The 15485-nt window shown below is 68.8% G+C and carries 14 protein-coding genes; 2 read left to right on the top strand and 12 right to left on the bottom strand.

Features of this window, described 5'->3' with window-relative positions; translation table 11 throughout:
* Nucleotide 1: 1 nt before the first annotated feature.
* The 3 genes from E9232_RS27210 to E9232_RS27200 form a co-directional block, all read right to left on the bottom strand.
* Nucleotides 2–859: an ABC transporter permease gene (locus E9232_RS27210; RefSeq protein WP_309799470.1), complete on the bottom strand. Its 858-nt coding sequence runs from the start codon at nucleotides 857–859 to the stop codon at nucleotides 2–4.
* Nucleotides 860–863: 4 nt separating this feature from the next.
* A complete protein-coding gene (locus tag E9232_RS27205) occupies nucleotides 864–1868 on the bottom strand; it encodes an ABC transporter permease (protein WP_309799469.1) in 1005 nt (334 codons plus the stop codon).
* Nucleotides 1869–1941: 73 nt separating this feature from the next.
* Complete coding sequence (locus E9232_RS27200; RefSeq protein ID WP_309799467.1) at nucleotides 1942–3840, bottom strand: ABC transporter substrate-binding protein; 1899 nt, start codon at nucleotides 3838–3840, stop codon at nucleotides 1942–1944.
* A 319-nt stretch (nucleotides 3841–4159) separates the two neighbouring features.
* Between E9232_RS27200 and E9232_RS27195 the strand changes: the two genes are divergently transcribed.
* Nucleotides 4160–5761, top strand: a complete 1602-nt coding sequence (locus tag E9232_RS27195; RefSeq protein WP_309799465.1) for a GH39 family glycosyl hydrolase — start codon at nucleotides 4160–4162, stop codon at nucleotides 5759–5761.
* 33 nt (nucleotides 5762–5794) lie between these two features.
* Here E9232_RS27195 and E9232_RS27190 read toward each other — a convergent pair whose 3' ends face one another.
* The 8 genes from E9232_RS27190 to E9232_RS27155 form a co-directional block, all read right to left on the bottom strand.
* A complete protein-coding gene (locus E9232_RS27190; protein ID WP_309799462.1) occupies nucleotides 5795–6460 on the bottom strand; it encodes a GntR family transcriptional regulator in 666 nt (221 codons plus the stop codon).
* A gap of 91 nt (nucleotides 6461–6551) precedes the next feature.
* Nucleotides 6552–6848: a DUF2934 domain-containing protein gene (locus E9232_RS27185; RefSeq protein ID WP_309799461.1), complete on the bottom strand. Its 297-nt coding sequence runs from the start codon at nucleotides 6846–6848 to the stop codon at nucleotides 6552–6554.
* A gap of 57 nt (nucleotides 6849–6905) precedes the next feature.
* A complete protein-coding gene (locus E9232_RS27180; protein WP_309799459.1) occupies nucleotides 6906–7112 on the bottom strand; it encodes a hypothetical protein in 207 nt (68 codons plus the stop codon).
* A 69-nt stretch (nucleotides 7113–7181) separates the two neighbouring features.
* Nucleotides 7182–9014: an AI-2E family transporter gene (locus E9232_RS27175; RefSeq protein WP_309799458.1), complete on the bottom strand. Its 1833-nt coding sequence runs from the start codon at nucleotides 9012–9014 to the stop codon at nucleotides 7182–7184.
* A 106-nt stretch (nucleotides 9015–9120) separates the two neighbouring features.
* A complete protein-coding gene (locus E9232_RS27170; protein WP_309799456.1) occupies nucleotides 9121–9390 on the bottom strand; it encodes a hypothetical protein in 270 nt (89 codons plus the stop codon).
* 92 nt (nucleotides 9391–9482) lie between these two features.
* Nucleotides 9483–11705, bottom strand: coding sequence for a cation:proton antiporter domain-containing protein (locus E9232_RS27165; protein ID WP_309799455.1), 2223 nt, complete (start codon nucleotides 11703–11705; stop codon nucleotides 9483–9485).
* Nucleotides 11706–11851: 146 nt separating this feature from the next.
* The gene (locus tag E9232_RS27160) at nucleotides 11852–12217 is read right to left on the bottom strand and encodes a response regulator (protein WP_309799453.1); all 366 of its coding nucleotides are present in this window, start codon (nucleotides 12215–12217) and stop codon (nucleotides 11852–11854) included.
* A 118-nt stretch (nucleotides 12218–12335) separates the two neighbouring features.
* Nucleotides 12336–13733, bottom strand: coding sequence for a PAS domain S-box protein (locus tag E9232_RS27155; RefSeq protein WP_309799451.1), 1398 nt, complete (start codon nucleotides 13731–13733; stop codon nucleotides 12336–12338).
* 440 nt (nucleotides 13734–14173) lie between these two features.
* Here E9232_RS27155 and E9232_RS27150 point away from each other — a divergent pair, with 440 nt between their 5' ends.
* Nucleotides 14174–15169, top strand: coding sequence for an ABC transporter transmembrane domain-containing protein (locus E9232_RS27150; RefSeq protein ID WP_309799449.1), 996 nt, complete (start codon nucleotides 14174–14176; stop codon nucleotides 15167–15169).
* Here the strand turns inward: E9232_RS27150 and E9232_RS27145 are convergent.
* Nucleotides 15166–15471 (bottom strand): hypothetical protein, encoded by a 306-nt coding sequence (locus E9232_RS27145; protein ID WP_309799447.1) that lies wholly within the window; start codon nucleotides 15469–15471, stop codon nucleotides 15166–15168. The two genes, E9232_RS27150 and E9232_RS27145, sit on opposite strands and share 4 nt — an antisense overlap.
* Nucleotides 15472–15485: the final 14 nt, after the last annotated feature.

Below are 15485 nucleotides of genomic sequence, written 5' to 3'. Positions count from 1 at the left end.
ACTAGGCCCCCATGCGGTTCAGCCGGCTGCGCGGATCGATGTACTCGTTGACCGACATCGCCAGCATGAACAGCCCCAGGAAGAGGATGGCGACGAACAGCATCGGGAAGGCCACCCACCACCACACACCGGCGACCATGGCGGAGTGGGAGTTGGCCCAGTAGATCATGCCGCCCACGGTCGGCCGGTTGATGTCGGAGAAGCCGAGGACCGACAGCGTCACCTCCAGGCCGATGGCCCAGATCAGGTTGTTCATGGTGGTGAAGAACACGATCGGCATGACATAGGGCAGATGCTCGCGCAGCAGGATCTGTGGCGTCCGCATGCCGGAGAACACGGCGTGCCGGGTGAACTCCCGCGTCTTCAGGCTCAGCGCGACCGACCGGATCAGCCGGGAATCGTAGGTCCAGCCCAGCAGCGCGGCCACCAGGGCCAGCAGCCACCACGACATCTGGTCGCGCATGACGAAGTAGATCAGCAGCAGGATCGGGATGTTGGGCAGCGCCCCCAGCGTGTCGTTCACCGCCATCATGGCCTGGTCGACGCGGCCGCCGGCATAGCCGGAGACCAGCCCGACCACCAGGGCGATGACCCGGCTGACCGCGGCGACGATGGCGCCGAAATACAGCGTGTTCCGCAGCGACGCGGTGATCTGCCAGAACACGTCCTGGCCGCGCGAGGTGGTCCCCAGCCAGTAGTCCCAGGACGGCGGCATGTCGGGCGGCACCGCATACATCGCCATCTCGTCATAGGGCGAGACGTAGGACAGGATCACCAGCACCAGGACGATGCCCGTCAGGACGACCCCGGCCAGGAACTCCAGATTGTAGCGCAGCAGGTCGCGCAGAATCTTGAACATCGGGTCAGCCCAGTTTCACGCGGGGATCGATCAGCGGGTACAGGATGTCGATCAGGAACACGGCCAGGGCGACCGCCACGATCGAGATGGTGGTGACGCCGAGGACCAGGCTGTAGTCGCCGGCATAGATCCCGGCGATCAGCAGCCGGCCCATGCCGGGATAGGCGAACAGGAATTCGACGATCACGGCGCCGCCGAAGACATGGCCGAGATTGAGGGCCAGGCCGGTGATTTGCGGCAGCATGGCGTTGCGCGCGACATAGCGGCTGAAGATGGCGCGCGACGGCACCCCGCCGAGTTCGGCGTAGACCACATGGTCGTCGGTGACGATGTTCGAGACCAGCGACCGCATCGAGATGAACCAGCCGCCGAGGCCGACCAGCACCAGGGTCAGGGCCGGCAGCGTGCCGTGCAGGATCACGCTGCCGATGAAGGCCCCGTTGAACCCCGGCGTCAGGTTCATCTGCGCCCCGTCACTGATCGGGAAGACCGGCCAGACATAGCCGAGCAGCAGCACCAGGGTCAGGCCGACGATATAGGTCGGGATCGGCTGCATCGCCATGATGACGATGCCGGACAGCTTCAGCAGCCGGCTGTTGCGGTAGTAGCCGGCCAGCGCGCCCAGGATGTTGCCGACGATCCAGGAGAAGATGGTCGACAGCGTCAGCAGGCCGACGGTCCAAGGCATCGCCCGCAGGATCACCGTCATCACCGGCGTCGGGAAGGCCGACAGCGACGGGCCGAAATCGCCGGTGACGACGCGGCCCCAGAACGCCAGGTACTGGTGGAACAGCGAGCCGTTGACGCCGTACAGCTCGGTCAAAGCCTGGCGCAGAACCGCGACCGAGCGCGGATCGGTCGACCCGAACGAGGTCAGCAGCGACAGCGTCTGCTCGATCGGGTCGACCGGCGACAGATGGGCGATGACGAAGGCCAGCGTGACGCCGGTGAACACCACGAAGACGAACTGGGCGAAGCGCTTGGCCAGATAGACGAAGAAGTCGCTCATCGGCGTCCCGTTCTCGGTTGCCGGGGAAAGCGTGGCGGGCGGCGCCGGGGCCGCCCGCCCGATGGCGCGGGGATCAGGATTTCGGCGCGGCCGGGTTCGGCTTCAGCCGCGCGATCATGTAGCGCAGGTTGGACCAGTTGGGCCCGGACGCCGAATAGGGGTCGTCGACGCTGGGGTAGCCGGTCCAGTAGGTCGTGTCGAAGGGCGCGAACTTGTTGTAGGCCATCAGCGGGATCATCGGCATCTGCTCGACCGCCAGCTTGAGGAAGTCGCGGCCGAGTTCGAGCACCTTCGGGCTGTCGAAGGCGACCGAGCGGTTGGCCTCGATCAGGCGGTCCAGCTCCGGCGATTCCCAGCGCTGCAGGTTGCGCGGCGGCTGCATCTCGCCCAGCGGCTTGATGAACTGGGAGTGGTAGCTGTCGAGGAAGAAGCTGAGGTCGGGATGGCCGCCCCAGGTCTCGATCGACCAATAGATCGCGGTGTCGAAGTCGCCGGCGGTCAGGCGCTGGCCGTTGGTCGGCCCCGCCACCTCGACCTTGGCGTCGACGCCGAACTGCGACCATTGCTGCGCGATGGTGGTGCCGGCGCGGGCCAGCGTCGGGATGGCGTCGCCCTCGACCTGCAGGCGGAAGCGGAAGGGCGTGCCGTCCGGCTTCATCCAGCGGTTGCCCTGCTTGGTGAAGCCGGCCTTCTGCAGCAGCTCGGTGGCCGCCCGCAGATCCTGCTTCCACCAGCCGAAGCCGAAGGCCTTTTGCTGCTCCGCCGGGTCGGTCGGGATCTGGTCGCCCCAGGTCGGCCGCACCATGTTGGCGATCTGGCCGGAGATGGCGGGGTCGTAGGGCTTGATCTTGCGGCTGCCGGTGTCGAGCTCGAAATCGGTCAGCCATTGCTGCAACGGGCGGAAATAGTCGTCCGGAGCCGATCCGGTCGGCGGCACGGCCAGGGCCGACAGGGTCGCGGCGCCGCGGTAGGAGCCGAGCGCGACGGCGCGGATGTCGATCGCCAGCGTCAGCGCCCAGCGGACATCCTTGCTGTCGAACGGCTTCTCCTTGGTGTTGAACAGCACCGACGGCAGGGTCGGGTCGGGATGGGCGAACGGGAAGGTCTTGCGCCAGGCGGTCGACGACGTCGCGGCGTCGCGCATGATGGTGAACATGCCCTCGGGCGTGATGTCGTTGATCACGTCGAGGTTGTGGTTGCGCTGTTCGATCACGCGCGCGTCCGGGTTGCCGGCGGCGCGGTAGACCACGTACTTCACCGCGGGCTGGCCCCAATCCATGCCGATGCTGGTGCGCTGCCAGTCGTCGCGCAGCCGCCAGATCGCCCAGTTGCCCGATTTGTCGTAGCTGTTCAGCACATAGGCGCTGAGCGAGACCGGCGGGTTGTTGGGGAAGGCCAGGGGATCGCCGGCCTTCTCGAACACATGCTTGGGCATGATCCAGGCGGCGTTCCAGCGCGAGGTGAACAGCGTGTGGAAGCGTGAATTCGGCGCCTTCAGGTGGAACACGACGGTGTCGCGATCCGGCTTGTCCATGCTGGCGACGTTGAGCGCGAACGGGGCGCTCCAGCCCATGCCGGGATGGTCGATCTGGGTCTGCACGGTGTAGACGAGGTCGTCGGCGGTGAACTCGACCCCGTCGCTCCAGTAGATGCCCTCGCGCAGCTTCACCGTCATCTGGGTGAAGTCGTCGTTGTAGATCGGCCGCTCCGACGCCAGCGCGTTCTGCCAGGCGTCGGCCCCGCCTTCGGGGTTGATGAACCACAGCGTGTCGGTGGTCAGCTGCTGCAGGCCGTTGACGTTGGAGCCGCCGCCGGGGGCCCAGACGTTGAACCAGTCGGCGTTCTGGGCCGGCGTGCCCTGGATGATCAGGGCCTCGTTGCGTGGAATGCCGGCGATGAAATCCTGCGCCAGCGCCGGCAGCGCCAGCAGGGACATCGCCACGACCAGCGCCACGTTTCGCAAGACCTTCATGGGGCTCCTCCTCGAAAACTCGTGCATCGCGAGCTCTTCTCTTTCGGATCCCGCCGTGACGGCGTCGGCCGGCGCGCCTCCCGAAGCGCGCTCGTCATTTATCGACAATATTTCGAGTACGGCAACCCACGAAGTTTAAAAAATTCGCATTTATCAGCCAGTTCCTTGCAAACCGTGGGTCGAGCGGGAGCGCGCCGCAAATCGGATTATTGACAAAATACCTCCATCGCCTAGCCTCGTCCGATTGAAGCGGCCGCAGCGGCGGCCCTTCCGGCGCCGCTGCGGCCGGCAGTCCCGGACGGATCGAGAAGGACAACCGATGGTCAGTTCATTCGCTGTGGGAATAGATGTCCGGTCCGACCGCCCGACCGGGCCCTACCGGCCGCTGTGGAACTGGTTCGGCTATGACGAGCCGAACTTCACCTACACCGACAACGGGCGGAAGCTGCTGCGCGAGCTGGCGGAGCTGAGCCCCGAGCCGATCCGGGTCCGCACCCACAACCTGCTGACCACGGGCGACGGCACGCCGGCCCTGAAATGGGGCTCGACCAACGCCTACACCGAAGGCCCGGACGGCAAGCCCGTCTATGACTGGACCATCATGGACCGGATCTTCGACGCCTATGTCGAGGCCGGTGCCATCCCGCTGGTGCAGATCGGATTTACCCCGCAGGCCCTGTCCAGCGACCCCGGCCCCTACCAGCACAGCTGGGTGCCGGAGGACCGCTACGCCAGCATCACCACCGGCTGGGCGTCGCCGCCGAACGATCTGAAGAAATGGGGCGACCTGGTCGAGGCCTGGGCGCGGCACCTGGCCGACCGCTATGGCGAGGACGTGGTCTCGGGCTGGCCCTGGGAGGTCTGGAACGAGCCCGACGGGCACTACTGGACCGGCACCATCCCCGAATTCTGCGCCATGTACGACGTCAGCGCCCGGGCGGTGAAGCGGGCGCTGCCGAACGCCCGGGTCGGCGGGCCGCACACCTGCGGCGCCTTCGGCAACGAGAAGGCCATCACCTTCCTGCGCGGCTTCCTGAAGCATGTCGTCGAAAACGACTCGCCGATCGACTTCATCGCCTTCCACGCCAAGGGCAACCCGGTGATCTACCGGGACCATGTCCGGATGGGCGCCCACAAGCACCTGCGCGACATTGACACCAACCTGTCGATCATCAACGAGTTCCCGTCGCTGAAGGGCCTGCCGGTCGTGATCGGCGAATCCGACCCCGAGGGCTGCGCCGCCTGTTCGGCCCGGGTGCACCCGCAGAACGGCTACCGCAACGGCCCGCTCTACAGCGTCTATGTGGTCGAGACCATGTTGCGGACCTATGAGCTGTCGCAGCGCGCCGGCATCCCGATCGAGGGCGCCGTCACCTGGGCGTTCCTGTTCGAGGACCAGCCCTATTTCGACGGTTTCCGCGACCTCGCCACCAACGGCATCGACAAGGCGGTGATGAACGCCTTCCGCATGCTGGGCATGCTCGGCGGCGACTGGCTCGCCACCACCAGCACCCATGCGGTCGGCATCGAGCACGTGATGGCGCATGGCGTCCGCGAGACGCCCCATGTCAACGCCGTGGCCACCCGCGATGAGGGCGGCGTCAGCGTCCTGGTCTGGCACTATCACGACGACGACGAGGCCGGTCCGACGGCCGAGGTCACTCTCTCCGTCGTCGGTGTCCCGTCGGGCGCGGCGATCCGGCATTACCGCATGGATGCCGACCATTCCAACGCCTTCGGCGTGTGGCAGGCGATGGGCGCGCCGCAGACCCTGACCGGCGCGGAGTACGAGCGGCTGGAGGCGGCGGGCCGGCTGCAGCGGGTCGACGAGGCGGTCGCGGCGGACCGGTCCGGCGACGGGCTGACCCTGCGCCTGGCCCTGCCGCGCCAGGGCGTGTCGCTGATCCGCATCGAGGCCTAAGGGCCCGCATCCCGGCGGCTTCGGGCCGCCGGGTCAGCCGGGCTGGATCAGGGACAGGTAGTGCCGCTTGCTCGGCTGCAGATGGTCGACGCACAGCTGGGCCAGCACCCAGCTGTCGCGCCCCTTCAGCATTTCGATCATCAGCCGGTGATGCTCGTGCGACACCTTCAGGGCCTCGGAATCGGCCATGGAATGGGCGCGCACCGGCAGGCTCAGCCGCATGTAGTGCTCGATCGTCTGCACCAGCTGGGCGTTGCCGCAGGCGGCGAACATGGTCAGGTGGAACCGGTCGTTGGCCTCGTGCACCCCGCGCAGGTTGCGCTGGGCGATGCAGCGGCCATGGTCGAGATGGATCGCCGACAGCCGCTCGATCAGCTCGGCCGGGGCCGGCAACGGGATCCACAGCGCCGCCTGCCGCTGCAGCAGCTCGCGGACATCGTAGATCTCACGCACCTGTTGTGGGCTTAGCGAGCGCACCGTCGCGCCCTTGTTCCGTTCGCGGATGACGATGCCCATCGTCTCCAGCTGCGCCAGCGCCTGGCGGGCGCCGTGGCGGGTGACGGCAAAGCGGGCCAGCAAGCTGTCCTCGGTCAGCCGGCTTCCCGGCGCCAGGCGCCCGAAGATGATGTCCTCCTCCAGGGCACGGGCGATGGCGAGATCGTCATGCCCGTCCCGGGATAATCCATCTGCAACGTCCAAGGCGCCCCTCTCCGGCTGCTCGTCCGCCACAGGCTACCACTGATTCAAGCCGGGACGGGCCGGCCAGCCCTTGGTCGCGGCGATGGCGGCGTCAGCCGGCCTGCTTGCGCCTGCGCTTCGGATAGGCCGGGCGTTCGCCCTGGTCGGTGATGCCCGGCACGTCGCCGAGGGACTCCACCGCCTCGATCGGCTCGACCGGCTCGGAGTTCAGGGCCGTCTCGCCCTCGGTCGCCACCGGGTTGGGCCGGGTCGCGTCTCGCTGGTTGTCCTCGATCGCCACCAACTCTCGCGCCATCTCCCAATGCGCCTCTTCCCGACCTTCGGGGCGGCCCTCCTCGATCCAGATCCGATGGGCATGCGCGCGGATGCGCTGGTCCAGGTCGTCCACGACGGCCTCTCCTCTTCAGGCGAACAGATTTGGGCTTTTAAGGCGACCGGCAGGCCGTCAGCGGCGCGCGGGGGCCTTCGGCACCGGCTTTGCCGACCGGCGGTCCTCCCCGGTCCCGGCGGTGCCGGGATTGAACGACGGCGGATCGCTGGCATCCATGCTGTCGGCCGACGCTTCGTCGACCTTGCGGCTGGCCTTGGCCGCCTTGTGCTCGGGGGATTTCGGCTGCTGTTCGGGGGTGGTGTGGCTTCGCGACGTCGTCATTCCTGCCTCCCATGCGGGTCTCACCCCTGGGGAACGGGACCGTCGCGGCCTTGGTTCCGGCCAGGGAGGTCAGGCCGCCGCGATGTCCGGGGGCAGGCCTTCGACGGCGGCGGCCGGCTCGTCCGGCGCCGCCGGCCGCGGCAGTTGCTGCGACACCACCGTCGTCACCGCGGCGAACCCCCGCGTGACGATGGTCCTGGGTTCCGTCGGCTCCAGCACCCGGGCCTCGACGTCGTCGGGCTCGAACAGGGCGATCAGCAGCACGGCCTGCGAACCGATGCGCCGGCGGATCCGGCGGATCTGCCGGCCCAGCTGGTGCTCGGTTGCCGGCCCGGCATTGGTCACCACGACCACCGCCGCCTCCGGCGCCCCCGGCAGCGCGCCGGCGCCCTCGGCGCAGCGGCAGGCGATGCCGGCATCCGTCAGCAGCTGGGCGACCATATGCGCCGCGGCCTGGTCCAGGTCGTCCCGCGCGCCGAGGCACAGCACCGCCGCCGGCCCGTCGGGCGCGTCGTCCTCGAGATCCACCACGGCGGCGAGGATGCCGGACCACACCGCCGACCGCCGCGGCCCGTCCAGGGCGCCGCGGCGCCGGTCGGCCTGGGCCATGTGGATCGCCGGCAGCAGCATGGTCTCGAACAGCGCCTGGCGCGACTGCTGCAGCATGTGGCGCTCCGCCAGCTCCGACGCCTCCAGCGGATCGCCGGCCAGGATGCGCTGGTAGAAATGCGCCTCCGGCGCCAGGGCCGGGGTGCTGCCGAGCATGACGTCGAGGAAGCCGAACTGCGGCACGTGGCGGCCGAGCACGGCCAGGCAGACGGTCAGCGGCGTCGCCAGCAGCAGGCCGGGAATGCCCCACAAGGTGAGCCAGAAGATCGTCGCGAACAGCACGGCGAAGGGTGACAGGCCGGTGCTGGAGCCGTAGAGCAGCGGCTCCACGGCATTGACGACGATGATGTCGAGCAGCACGAACAGCCCGATGGTCTCGATCGGCATCAGCCAGCCGGGGTCGATGGCGAAGGCCAGGATTGTCGGCAGGATCGCCGCGGCCAGGCCGCCGACCAGCGGGATGAAGCGCAGAACGGCGGCCAGCAGGCCCCACAGCACCGGGTTCGGCACCCCAATGATCAGGAGGCCGAGGCCGAAGGCGGTGCCGTAGCCGAGATTGAGCAGGGCCTGGGCCAGCAGGAAGCGGCTCAGCCGCTGGGCCGCGTCGTCCATCGCCGCGGTGGCGCGGGTCAGATCCTGCGGCCCGAGCAGCCAGATCAGCCGGTTGCGCAGGTCCTCCCGCTCCAGCAGCATGAAGACGGAGAAGACCAGGACGATGCCGGCGATGGCAAAGGGCTCGATCAGCGGTCGCCCGACCTCCCAGGCCAGCTCGAAGGGTGACAGCGCATTGGGCAGCACCTGGACCTGGACCGGGCGGCTCTGGTCGTCGCCCGCGCCCATCGGCGCCGCGGTGGCCTGGGCCGAGGCCTCCTTGGTCAGCTTCACCACCATGCCCGACAGCCGGTCGATCAGCCCGCCGCCCGGCGCGACCTCCTTCACCGACTGGATCTTGGCTTCGAGATTGGTCTGGTAGCGCGGCAGGTTGCCAGCGAGATCGATGGTCTGGCTGGCCAGCACCACGATGAAGCTGGCGACGGCGAGGGACAGGCAGGCGACGATGATCAGGACCGAGGGCATCCGCGGCACGCCCAGCCTGCGCAGCTGCTGCACCACCGGCGCCATGGCGAAGCTGATCAGGATCGCCAGGGCGAAGGGGATCAGGATGTCGCGGCCGAAATACAGCGCCGCGATGGCGGCCAGGATCAGCAGGACCCCGCTGGGCGACAGGGCGGCGATCTTGTCGGCCGACAGGGCCGGCAGGCTGCCCGGGGATCGACCGTTGTCTGGCTGCATCACATCCGGCCTGGCGCTGGGAGAGGGCGTGGACAGGGAACAGGACGACCGTGCCGCCGGTTCCCCTGGCTCCGCTCAGCTGTCCCCGACGTCGCCGGCCGGCTGGCTAGTAATGCATCGTCGCTGCGGCGGCGCCGGCCGCGGCGCCCAGGCCGGCCGCGGCGCTGCGGGTGCCGACGATGCTGGCGGGCACAATGCCGCCGAGCGCATGCCCGTCCGCGCCGACCAGGGCGACGGCATCGATTTCGGCCGCATCGGGCGAGGCAAAACCCTGAATCGCGGTATCGCTTTGAGCCCGATGCACGCTGGCCACCGGAGAGGCGACGAGCGCCGTACCTGCGGCTATTACAAGGACCGTTGACTTGATCATGATCATCGCCGGACTCCGTTGCGAGCGGATGGCGGAAGGCCCATCTGGGTAACATAAGGCCCGGGAACCCAAAAGGTTCCCGGCCTGCCTTGCGATTCCTACCCCTCCTGCGACACGAACAGGATGGAGCGGTCGGCGCTCTCCAGCACCGCGTCCGCCACCTCGCCGAAGGACAGGCCGTCGCCCGCCCGCTGGCGGACGCCCATCACGATCAGCGTATGCCGGCCGCGCCGGGCCTGACGGAGGATCGCGTCGGCCGGTGCCACATCGACCCGGATCGAGGATTTCATCGTCACGCCATAGTGCTCGGCGATCGGCACCAGCTGCTTCAGCCCCGCCTCCCCCGGCACCGGCCCCAGCAGCCGATTCCGGGCCGCGCCCTCCTGCCCGGTGGCGACGTAGAGGGCGTGCAGCGAGCCGTTGCCGGCGCGGGCCAGGGCGAAGGCGACCTCGGCCGCCCGGCGCGAGACCTCCGTGCCGTTGACCGGCACCAGGATGTCGAGCGGGCCGCCCAGCGGGTCGTCCTGGTGCACGCCGCGGGCCACCGCGATGGCGACGGGGCCGTGAAAGCCGGTGGCCAGCTCGGTGACCCGCGGGTCGAAGCCGCCGCCGCGCGCGGCGGTGGGTTCGACGCCGATCATCAGCAGGTCGTAGCCCTTCCCCGCCTCCGCCGCCACGCTGTCGCCGCTCAGCGCTTCGGTCTCGATCGAGACGACGTCGACCGCCCCGCCCTCGCCTTCCATCTCGCCTTCCGCCACCCGGGCGGCGCCGGCCTCGGCCTGGGCCGCCACGATCGCGTCCGGCCGCTCGGCCCTGGCCGATTCCTTCCCGCCCTCCTCCGGCCGCAGCATCAGGGCGGTGACGGCGATGCGGTGGCTGCCGGCCAGCAGCCCGGCCAGCCGCGCCGCGAACCGGCCCTTGGGCCCGTCATCGGCGGCCAGCAGCAACCGCTCCAGATTGGGGGCGAAGGCCTGGGCCTCGAACGCCTCGCGGTCCAGGCGCTGCTTCTCCTCCGCCTCCACCGGCAGGCGCCGCAGCGACCAGCGCAGGGTCGGGGGCATGATCAGGGTGGTGATCACCGCCATGGCCACGATCATGCTGAACAGGTCCTGGCTCAGCGCGCCGATCGACAGGCCGATCGAGGCGACGATGACCTCGGTCGACCCGCGGGCGTTCATGCCGAAGCCCAGCGCCAGGGCCTCGCGCCCGGACAGGCCGCCGAACCAGCCGCCCAGCAGGGCGCCGCCGAACTTGCCGATGCTGGCGATGGCGACGATGCCGAGGCCGATGGCCAGGAGGCGCGGGTCGCCGAGGATGGTGAGGTCGGCCTCCAGCCCGGACAGGCCGAAGAACACCGGCATGAACAGCGCCGTGGTCAGGCCGCGGATCTGTTCGTCGATCTGGCGCGTCAGGATCGGGGATTCGCCGACCAGGATGCCGGCCATGAAGGCGCCGAGCACGTCGTGCACCCCGATCGCGTCGGTGATCAGCGCCATGCCGCCCATGATCACCAGCACCGCGGTGACCACCGGCAGCTCGCTGCGGAAGCGGTCGTTGACCCAGCGGATGATCCAGAACACCAGGCGCCGGCCGATGGTCAGGCTGGCGACGATGAACAGCAGCGTCAGCACGACGGTGCGGCCGACGGCGAACAGGTCCAGGCTGCCGCTGCCGGCCAGGCCGAAGGTGATGGCGATGATGATCCAGCCCAGGGTGTCGTCGATCACGGCCGAGGCGAGGATGATCTGCCCGACATTGCGCCGGACGAAGCCCATCTCGCGCACCACCATGGCGACGATCTTGACCGAGGAGATCGACAGCGCGGTGCCCAGGAACAGCGCCGTGATCAGTCGCGACCCGCCGTCCGGCTGCAGCCCTTCGGGCAGGAACCAGCCCAGGGCGAAGCCGCAGGCGAAGGGGATGGCGATGCCGGTGAGCGACACGCTGGCCGCCGCGCGCCGCACCCGGCGCACCAGGCCGAGATCGGCCTCCATCCCGGCGAGCAGCAGCAGCATCAGCACGCCGAACTGCGCCACGCCGCCGATCATCGCCTTCTGCGCCGGATCGGACGGGAACAGCATCCGCTGGCCGTCGGGCCACAACGCGCCGAGGGCCGAGGGGCCCAACAGGATGCCGCCGACGATCGCCCCCATCACCGCCGGCTGCCCGATCCGCTGCATGCCCTCGCCGAACAGGCGGCCGACCAGCATCAGCAGGACGATCTGCGCCACGAACAGGGCGGTGGACGGCGCGCCGCCGCGGCCTTCTGCCGCCAGAGCCGCGATCGGCAGCAGCAGGACGGCCGCCAGGGCGACGCCCACCCACAATGTGCGGGGGCCTGAGGTCGGTGCGGCAGGGCCCGGCCCGGGCGATGGATGGATCGGCACGAAGCCCCCCTCGAGATTTGCCGCGGCAATCCAGCCCGGCGGCCCAGCTTAGCGGCGGTGGCGTGCCGTGTGCCGCCCGGTCAGTGGGAGAGGCCTTCGCCGGCGATCGCCGCCACCAGCTCGATGGATGTGTAGGGCTTCGGCAGCAGGCAGGATTCGGGCACGGCGAAGCGCTCGTAATCCTCTGGCCCGGCCTGGCCGCTGGTGTAGATGACGCGGATATCGGGATGGATCCGCCTCACCTCCCGGGCCACGGCCCAGCCGTCGGGGCCGGGCGGCATGTGGATGTCGGTGAACAGCACCTCCAGCGACTCCGCGGCCCTGGCCTGGGCGATCGCGGCATCGCCATCGGCGACGGCCAGCGGCTCCAGGCCGAGATCCCGGGCGGCCGCTTCCACGACCATCCTGGAAAAGGGTTCGTCTTCCGCGATGAGGATCGCCGCCATCGGATGCTCCACGAATGGTTGTCCCGCCGAAGCGGACCGGGGGCAGGCCGGCTGGCATTGACTTCAACGGGAGCAGGCCGGTCGGGTTCCGTCGACCAACCTATGCGTGCATCATCGCCTACCCCGCCAGGCGGTCCAGGGGCATCGACATTTCGATGGTCAGGCCATCGGTATCCCAGCGACGGGAGATCTGGCCCTGCAGCTGGCGCTTGATCGTGCTGTCGACAAGCCAGGTCCCGAAGCCCTCGGCACCGACGCCGTCCCCGGCCGACGGCCCTCCCCGCTCCGCCCAGGTCAACGACAGCGTCCCGTTCTCGACCGCCCATTCGACCGCCAGGCTGCCGGCCGGCGTGGACAGGGCCCCGTATTTCGCGGCGTTGGTCGCGAGTTCGTGCAGCAGCAGGGCAAGGCTGGTCACCGCATGCCCGGTGATGGTCACCTCCGGCCCGACGGTGGTGACGCGGTCGCGGCCCTGCTCCTCGTAGGGCGAGACGACGGTCCGCAGCAGGGCCTGCAGCGTGGTCGGCGTCACCGCCTGCTCGTGTTTCAGGTCCGGCAGCGTCAGATCATGGGCGCGGGCCAGGGAGCCCAGCCGGTTCCGGACCTGCTCCGCCAGGTCCTCGGGCGATTTGGCGGATCGGGTGCTGAGGGTGATGACGGCGCCCGAGAGGGCGAACAGGTTCTTCACCCGATGGCTCATCTCGCGCAGCAGCATCGCCTGGCGTTCCTCGGCGCGCCGCCGCTCGGTGATGTCGCGGGCGATCTTCGATGCGCCGACGACACGGCCATTGCCGTCCTTGACCGGCGAGACCGTCAACGAGATCTCGATCAGGCTGCCGTCCTTGCGGCGGCGGATCGTCTCGTAGTGCTCGATCCGCTCCCCCCGCCGGATGCGCGCCAGGATCGCCGGCTCCTCATCCAGCCGCTCCAGCGGGATCAGAATGGTGACCGGCCTGCCGATCGTTTCCTCAGCGGTGTAGCCGAACAGCCGCTCGGCACCCTGGTTCCAATCGGTGATGATGCCGTCGAGGTCCTTGGCCAGGATCGCGTCTTCGGAGGATTCGACGATCGCGGCCAGCCGGCGCGCCGACTGCTCGGCCGCCTTCCGGGACTGGTCGTCCCGATCGCGGCCGGTGATGTCGATCAGCATGTTCACCCCGCCGACGAGCTCACCCGAGGCATCGAACAGCGGCGTCGGATAGGGGATGAACGAGACGCGCGACCCGTCCGGGCGCTCGGCGATGGCTTCCATGCCCCGGATCGCGCGCTTTTCCCTCAGCGCCAGCGCCATCGGGCATTCGTCATGCCGCATCGGGGTGCCGTCGGGCCAATAGAGCTTCCAGGAGCCGCAGAATTCGGCTTGGCCCAGCTCGGGGCGGACGCCCCAGAGCGCGACCGCCGCATCGTTGTAGAAGGTGATCCGCCCTGTCGCATCGGTGGTGTAGACCGCTGCCGGCAACGCCTGCAGCAGGTCCTCTCCCGCCGGGATCCCCGGCTTGGTTCGTTCGGGCTTCAAGGGCGTCGCTGCACCGGCAGTGCTAGTCATCGAGTAACCTTTTGGAGAAAAGGCCGCCTCCGCCAAGGCGCAAGGCCCAGTTGCCGCTGCATTCAGCCGACCATCCGTTGCGATCCGGCCGATCGACCGCAACCTCCCAACATACAAGCGAATTGTGGCCGAAAGATCAAAGCTTTGATTGCAAACCACCCATCCAATTCTCGACAGTCATCAGTCACGTGGCAAAAGTTAACTTTTGACATCTTCATCCGTGTCGCCGCCTGCCGATCGCATTCGGCCCATCATTGCACGAATGTGCGGGGTTGCATGCATGGTCGTGGAACCTGGGGAAACCAAGGCCTATTGCCACCGCGTCCGCAAGCGATGATCGGCCAAGGCTGCGCCAATGCAAATCCGGCTAGCTGTCGTCCCCTTTCCCGTCGGATCGGCGCCGCACCATCATGAATGACGTCGCCGCCCCGCGGGCCGCCGCCGGCAAGACATCGACCATGCCCCGCAGCCTCTATCGTTACATCTGGCAGGTCAGCGGGCGGGACCAGATCTTCCTGTCACTGCTGGCCGTGGCGGTGTTCCTGCTCGACCTGGCGCCGCTGGAGCTGCAGCGCCGCATCGTCAACGGCGCCCTGGCCAAGCACGAGCTGCGCGACCTCATCGTGCTCGGCCTGCTCTATGTCGCGGCCGTGCTGGTCCAGGGCGGGCTGAAGTACGGGCTCAACGTCTATCGCGGCGCGGTCAGCGAGGCCGCCAACCGCCGCCTGCGCCTGCAGCTCAGCCCAGAGACGACCAAGAAGACCGAGGGAGAGGAGACGGCGCGCCAGGAGGGCGTCGACATCTCGATCATCGTGTCCGAGGTCGAGGCGGTCGGCGGCTTCATCGGCGCCAGCATCTCCGACGCCATCCTCAATGGCGGCCTGCTGCTGGCGGTGTTCGGCTACATGCTGGTGCTGCAGCCCTGGATGGCCCTGGTTGCGGTGGTGCTGTTCTTCCCGCAGTTCCTGTTCATCCCGTTCCTGCAGAAGGCGATCAACCGGCGCACGGAATCGCGGATCAAGGTGCTGCGCGCGCTCAGCGTCGAGATCGTCGACGAGGCCGCCGACCGGCGCGGGCCGCGGAAGGCGGGCACCTATCGCCGGCGGGTCGGCGAGATCTACAAGCTGAACATGCAGATCTTCCGCCGCAAGTTCGGCATGAACTTCCTGATGAACCTGCTGCACCAGCTCGGCGTCATCGGCATCCTGTTCGTCGGCGGCTGGTTCGTGATCCAGGGGCGCACCGAGGTCGGCACCGTGGTGGCCTTCATCTCGGGCCTGACCCGGGTCAACGACCCCTGGGGCGACCTGGTCAACTACTTCCGCGACATGACCAACGCCCGGGTCAAGTACCGGCTGATCGCGAAGGCGCTCGGGCGGCACGCCCCCGAAACTCGCACCTCCTAGTCCGGGTAGGTCTCGCGATAGCGGGCGATCAGGCCGACCAGCGCCTCGCGCAGATCGGCGCTCAGGGTCTCGGGCTCGGCCTCCATCTCCTCGACCAGCCGGAACAGCAGGGCCTCGATCTCGGCGAGGTCCGCCGGCCGGTTGTCCCCGGCCTCCCGCTGGTCCTGGGATCCGGCGGCATGGAGGTTGTCGTAAAGGCCCTCCAGCCACGCCGCGGCTTCGAGCGCCGAGGCGATGGTCGCGGTGATGCCGTTCCGTCGCAGGAACAGGATGGGGGGTTCGATCCGCGGACTGCGTTCCATGGTCACGGCTCTGC

Source organism: Inquilinus ginsengisoli (assembly GCF_031453975.1).
In the GTDB taxonomy this organism is placed as follows: domain Bacteria; phylum Pseudomonadota; class Alphaproteobacteria; order DSM-16000; family Inquilinaceae; genus Inquilinus; species Inquilinus ginsengisoli_A.
This window is presented reverse-complemented; position numbering and strand designations above follow the sequence as displayed.

What these genes read in the sequence shown, in the direction of transcription:
- E9232_RS27210 (WP_309799470.1), bottom strand. Translation starts at nt 859, where the DNA reads ATGTTCAAGATTCTGCGCGACCTGCTGCGCTACAATCTGGAGTTCCTG.
- E9232_RS27205 (WP_309799469.1), bottom strand. Translation starts at nt 1,868, where the DNA reads ATGAGCGACTTCTTCGTCTATCTGGCCAAGCGCTTCGCCCAGTTCGTC.
- E9232_RS27200 (WP_309799467.1), bottom strand. Translation starts at nt 3,840, where the DNA reads ATGAAGGTCTTGCGAAACGTGGCGCTGGTCGTGGCGATGTCCCTGCTG.
- E9232_RS27195 (WP_309799465.1), top strand. Translation starts at nt 4,160, where the DNA reads ATGGTCAGTTCATTCGCTGTGGGAATAGATGTCCGGTCCGACCGCCCG.
- E9232_RS27180 (WP_309799459.1), bottom strand. Translation starts at nt 7,112, where the DNA reads ATGACGACGTCGCGAAGCCACACCACCCCCGAACAGCAGCCGAAATCC.
- E9232_RS27175 (WP_309799458.1), bottom strand. Translation starts at nt 9,014, where the DNA reads ATGCAGCCAGACAACGGTCGATCCCCGGGCAGCCTGCCGGCCCTGTCG.
- E9232_RS27170 (WP_309799456.1), bottom strand. Translation starts at nt 9,390, where the DNA reads ATGATCATGATCAAGTCAACGGTCCTTGTAATAGCCGCAGGTACGGCG.
- E9232_RS27160 (WP_309799453.1), bottom strand. Translation starts at nt 12,217, where the DNA reads ATGGCGGCGATCCTCATCGCGGAAGACGAACCCTTTTCCAGGATGGTC.
- E9232_RS27150 (WP_309799449.1), top strand. Translation starts at nt 14,174, where the DNA reads ATGAATGACGTCGCCGCCCCGCGGGCCGCCGCCGGCAAGACATCGACC.
- E9232_RS27145 (WP_309799447.1), bottom strand. Translation starts at nt 15,471, where the DNA reads ATGGAACGCAGTCCGCGGATCGAACCCCCCATCCTGTTCCTGCGACGG.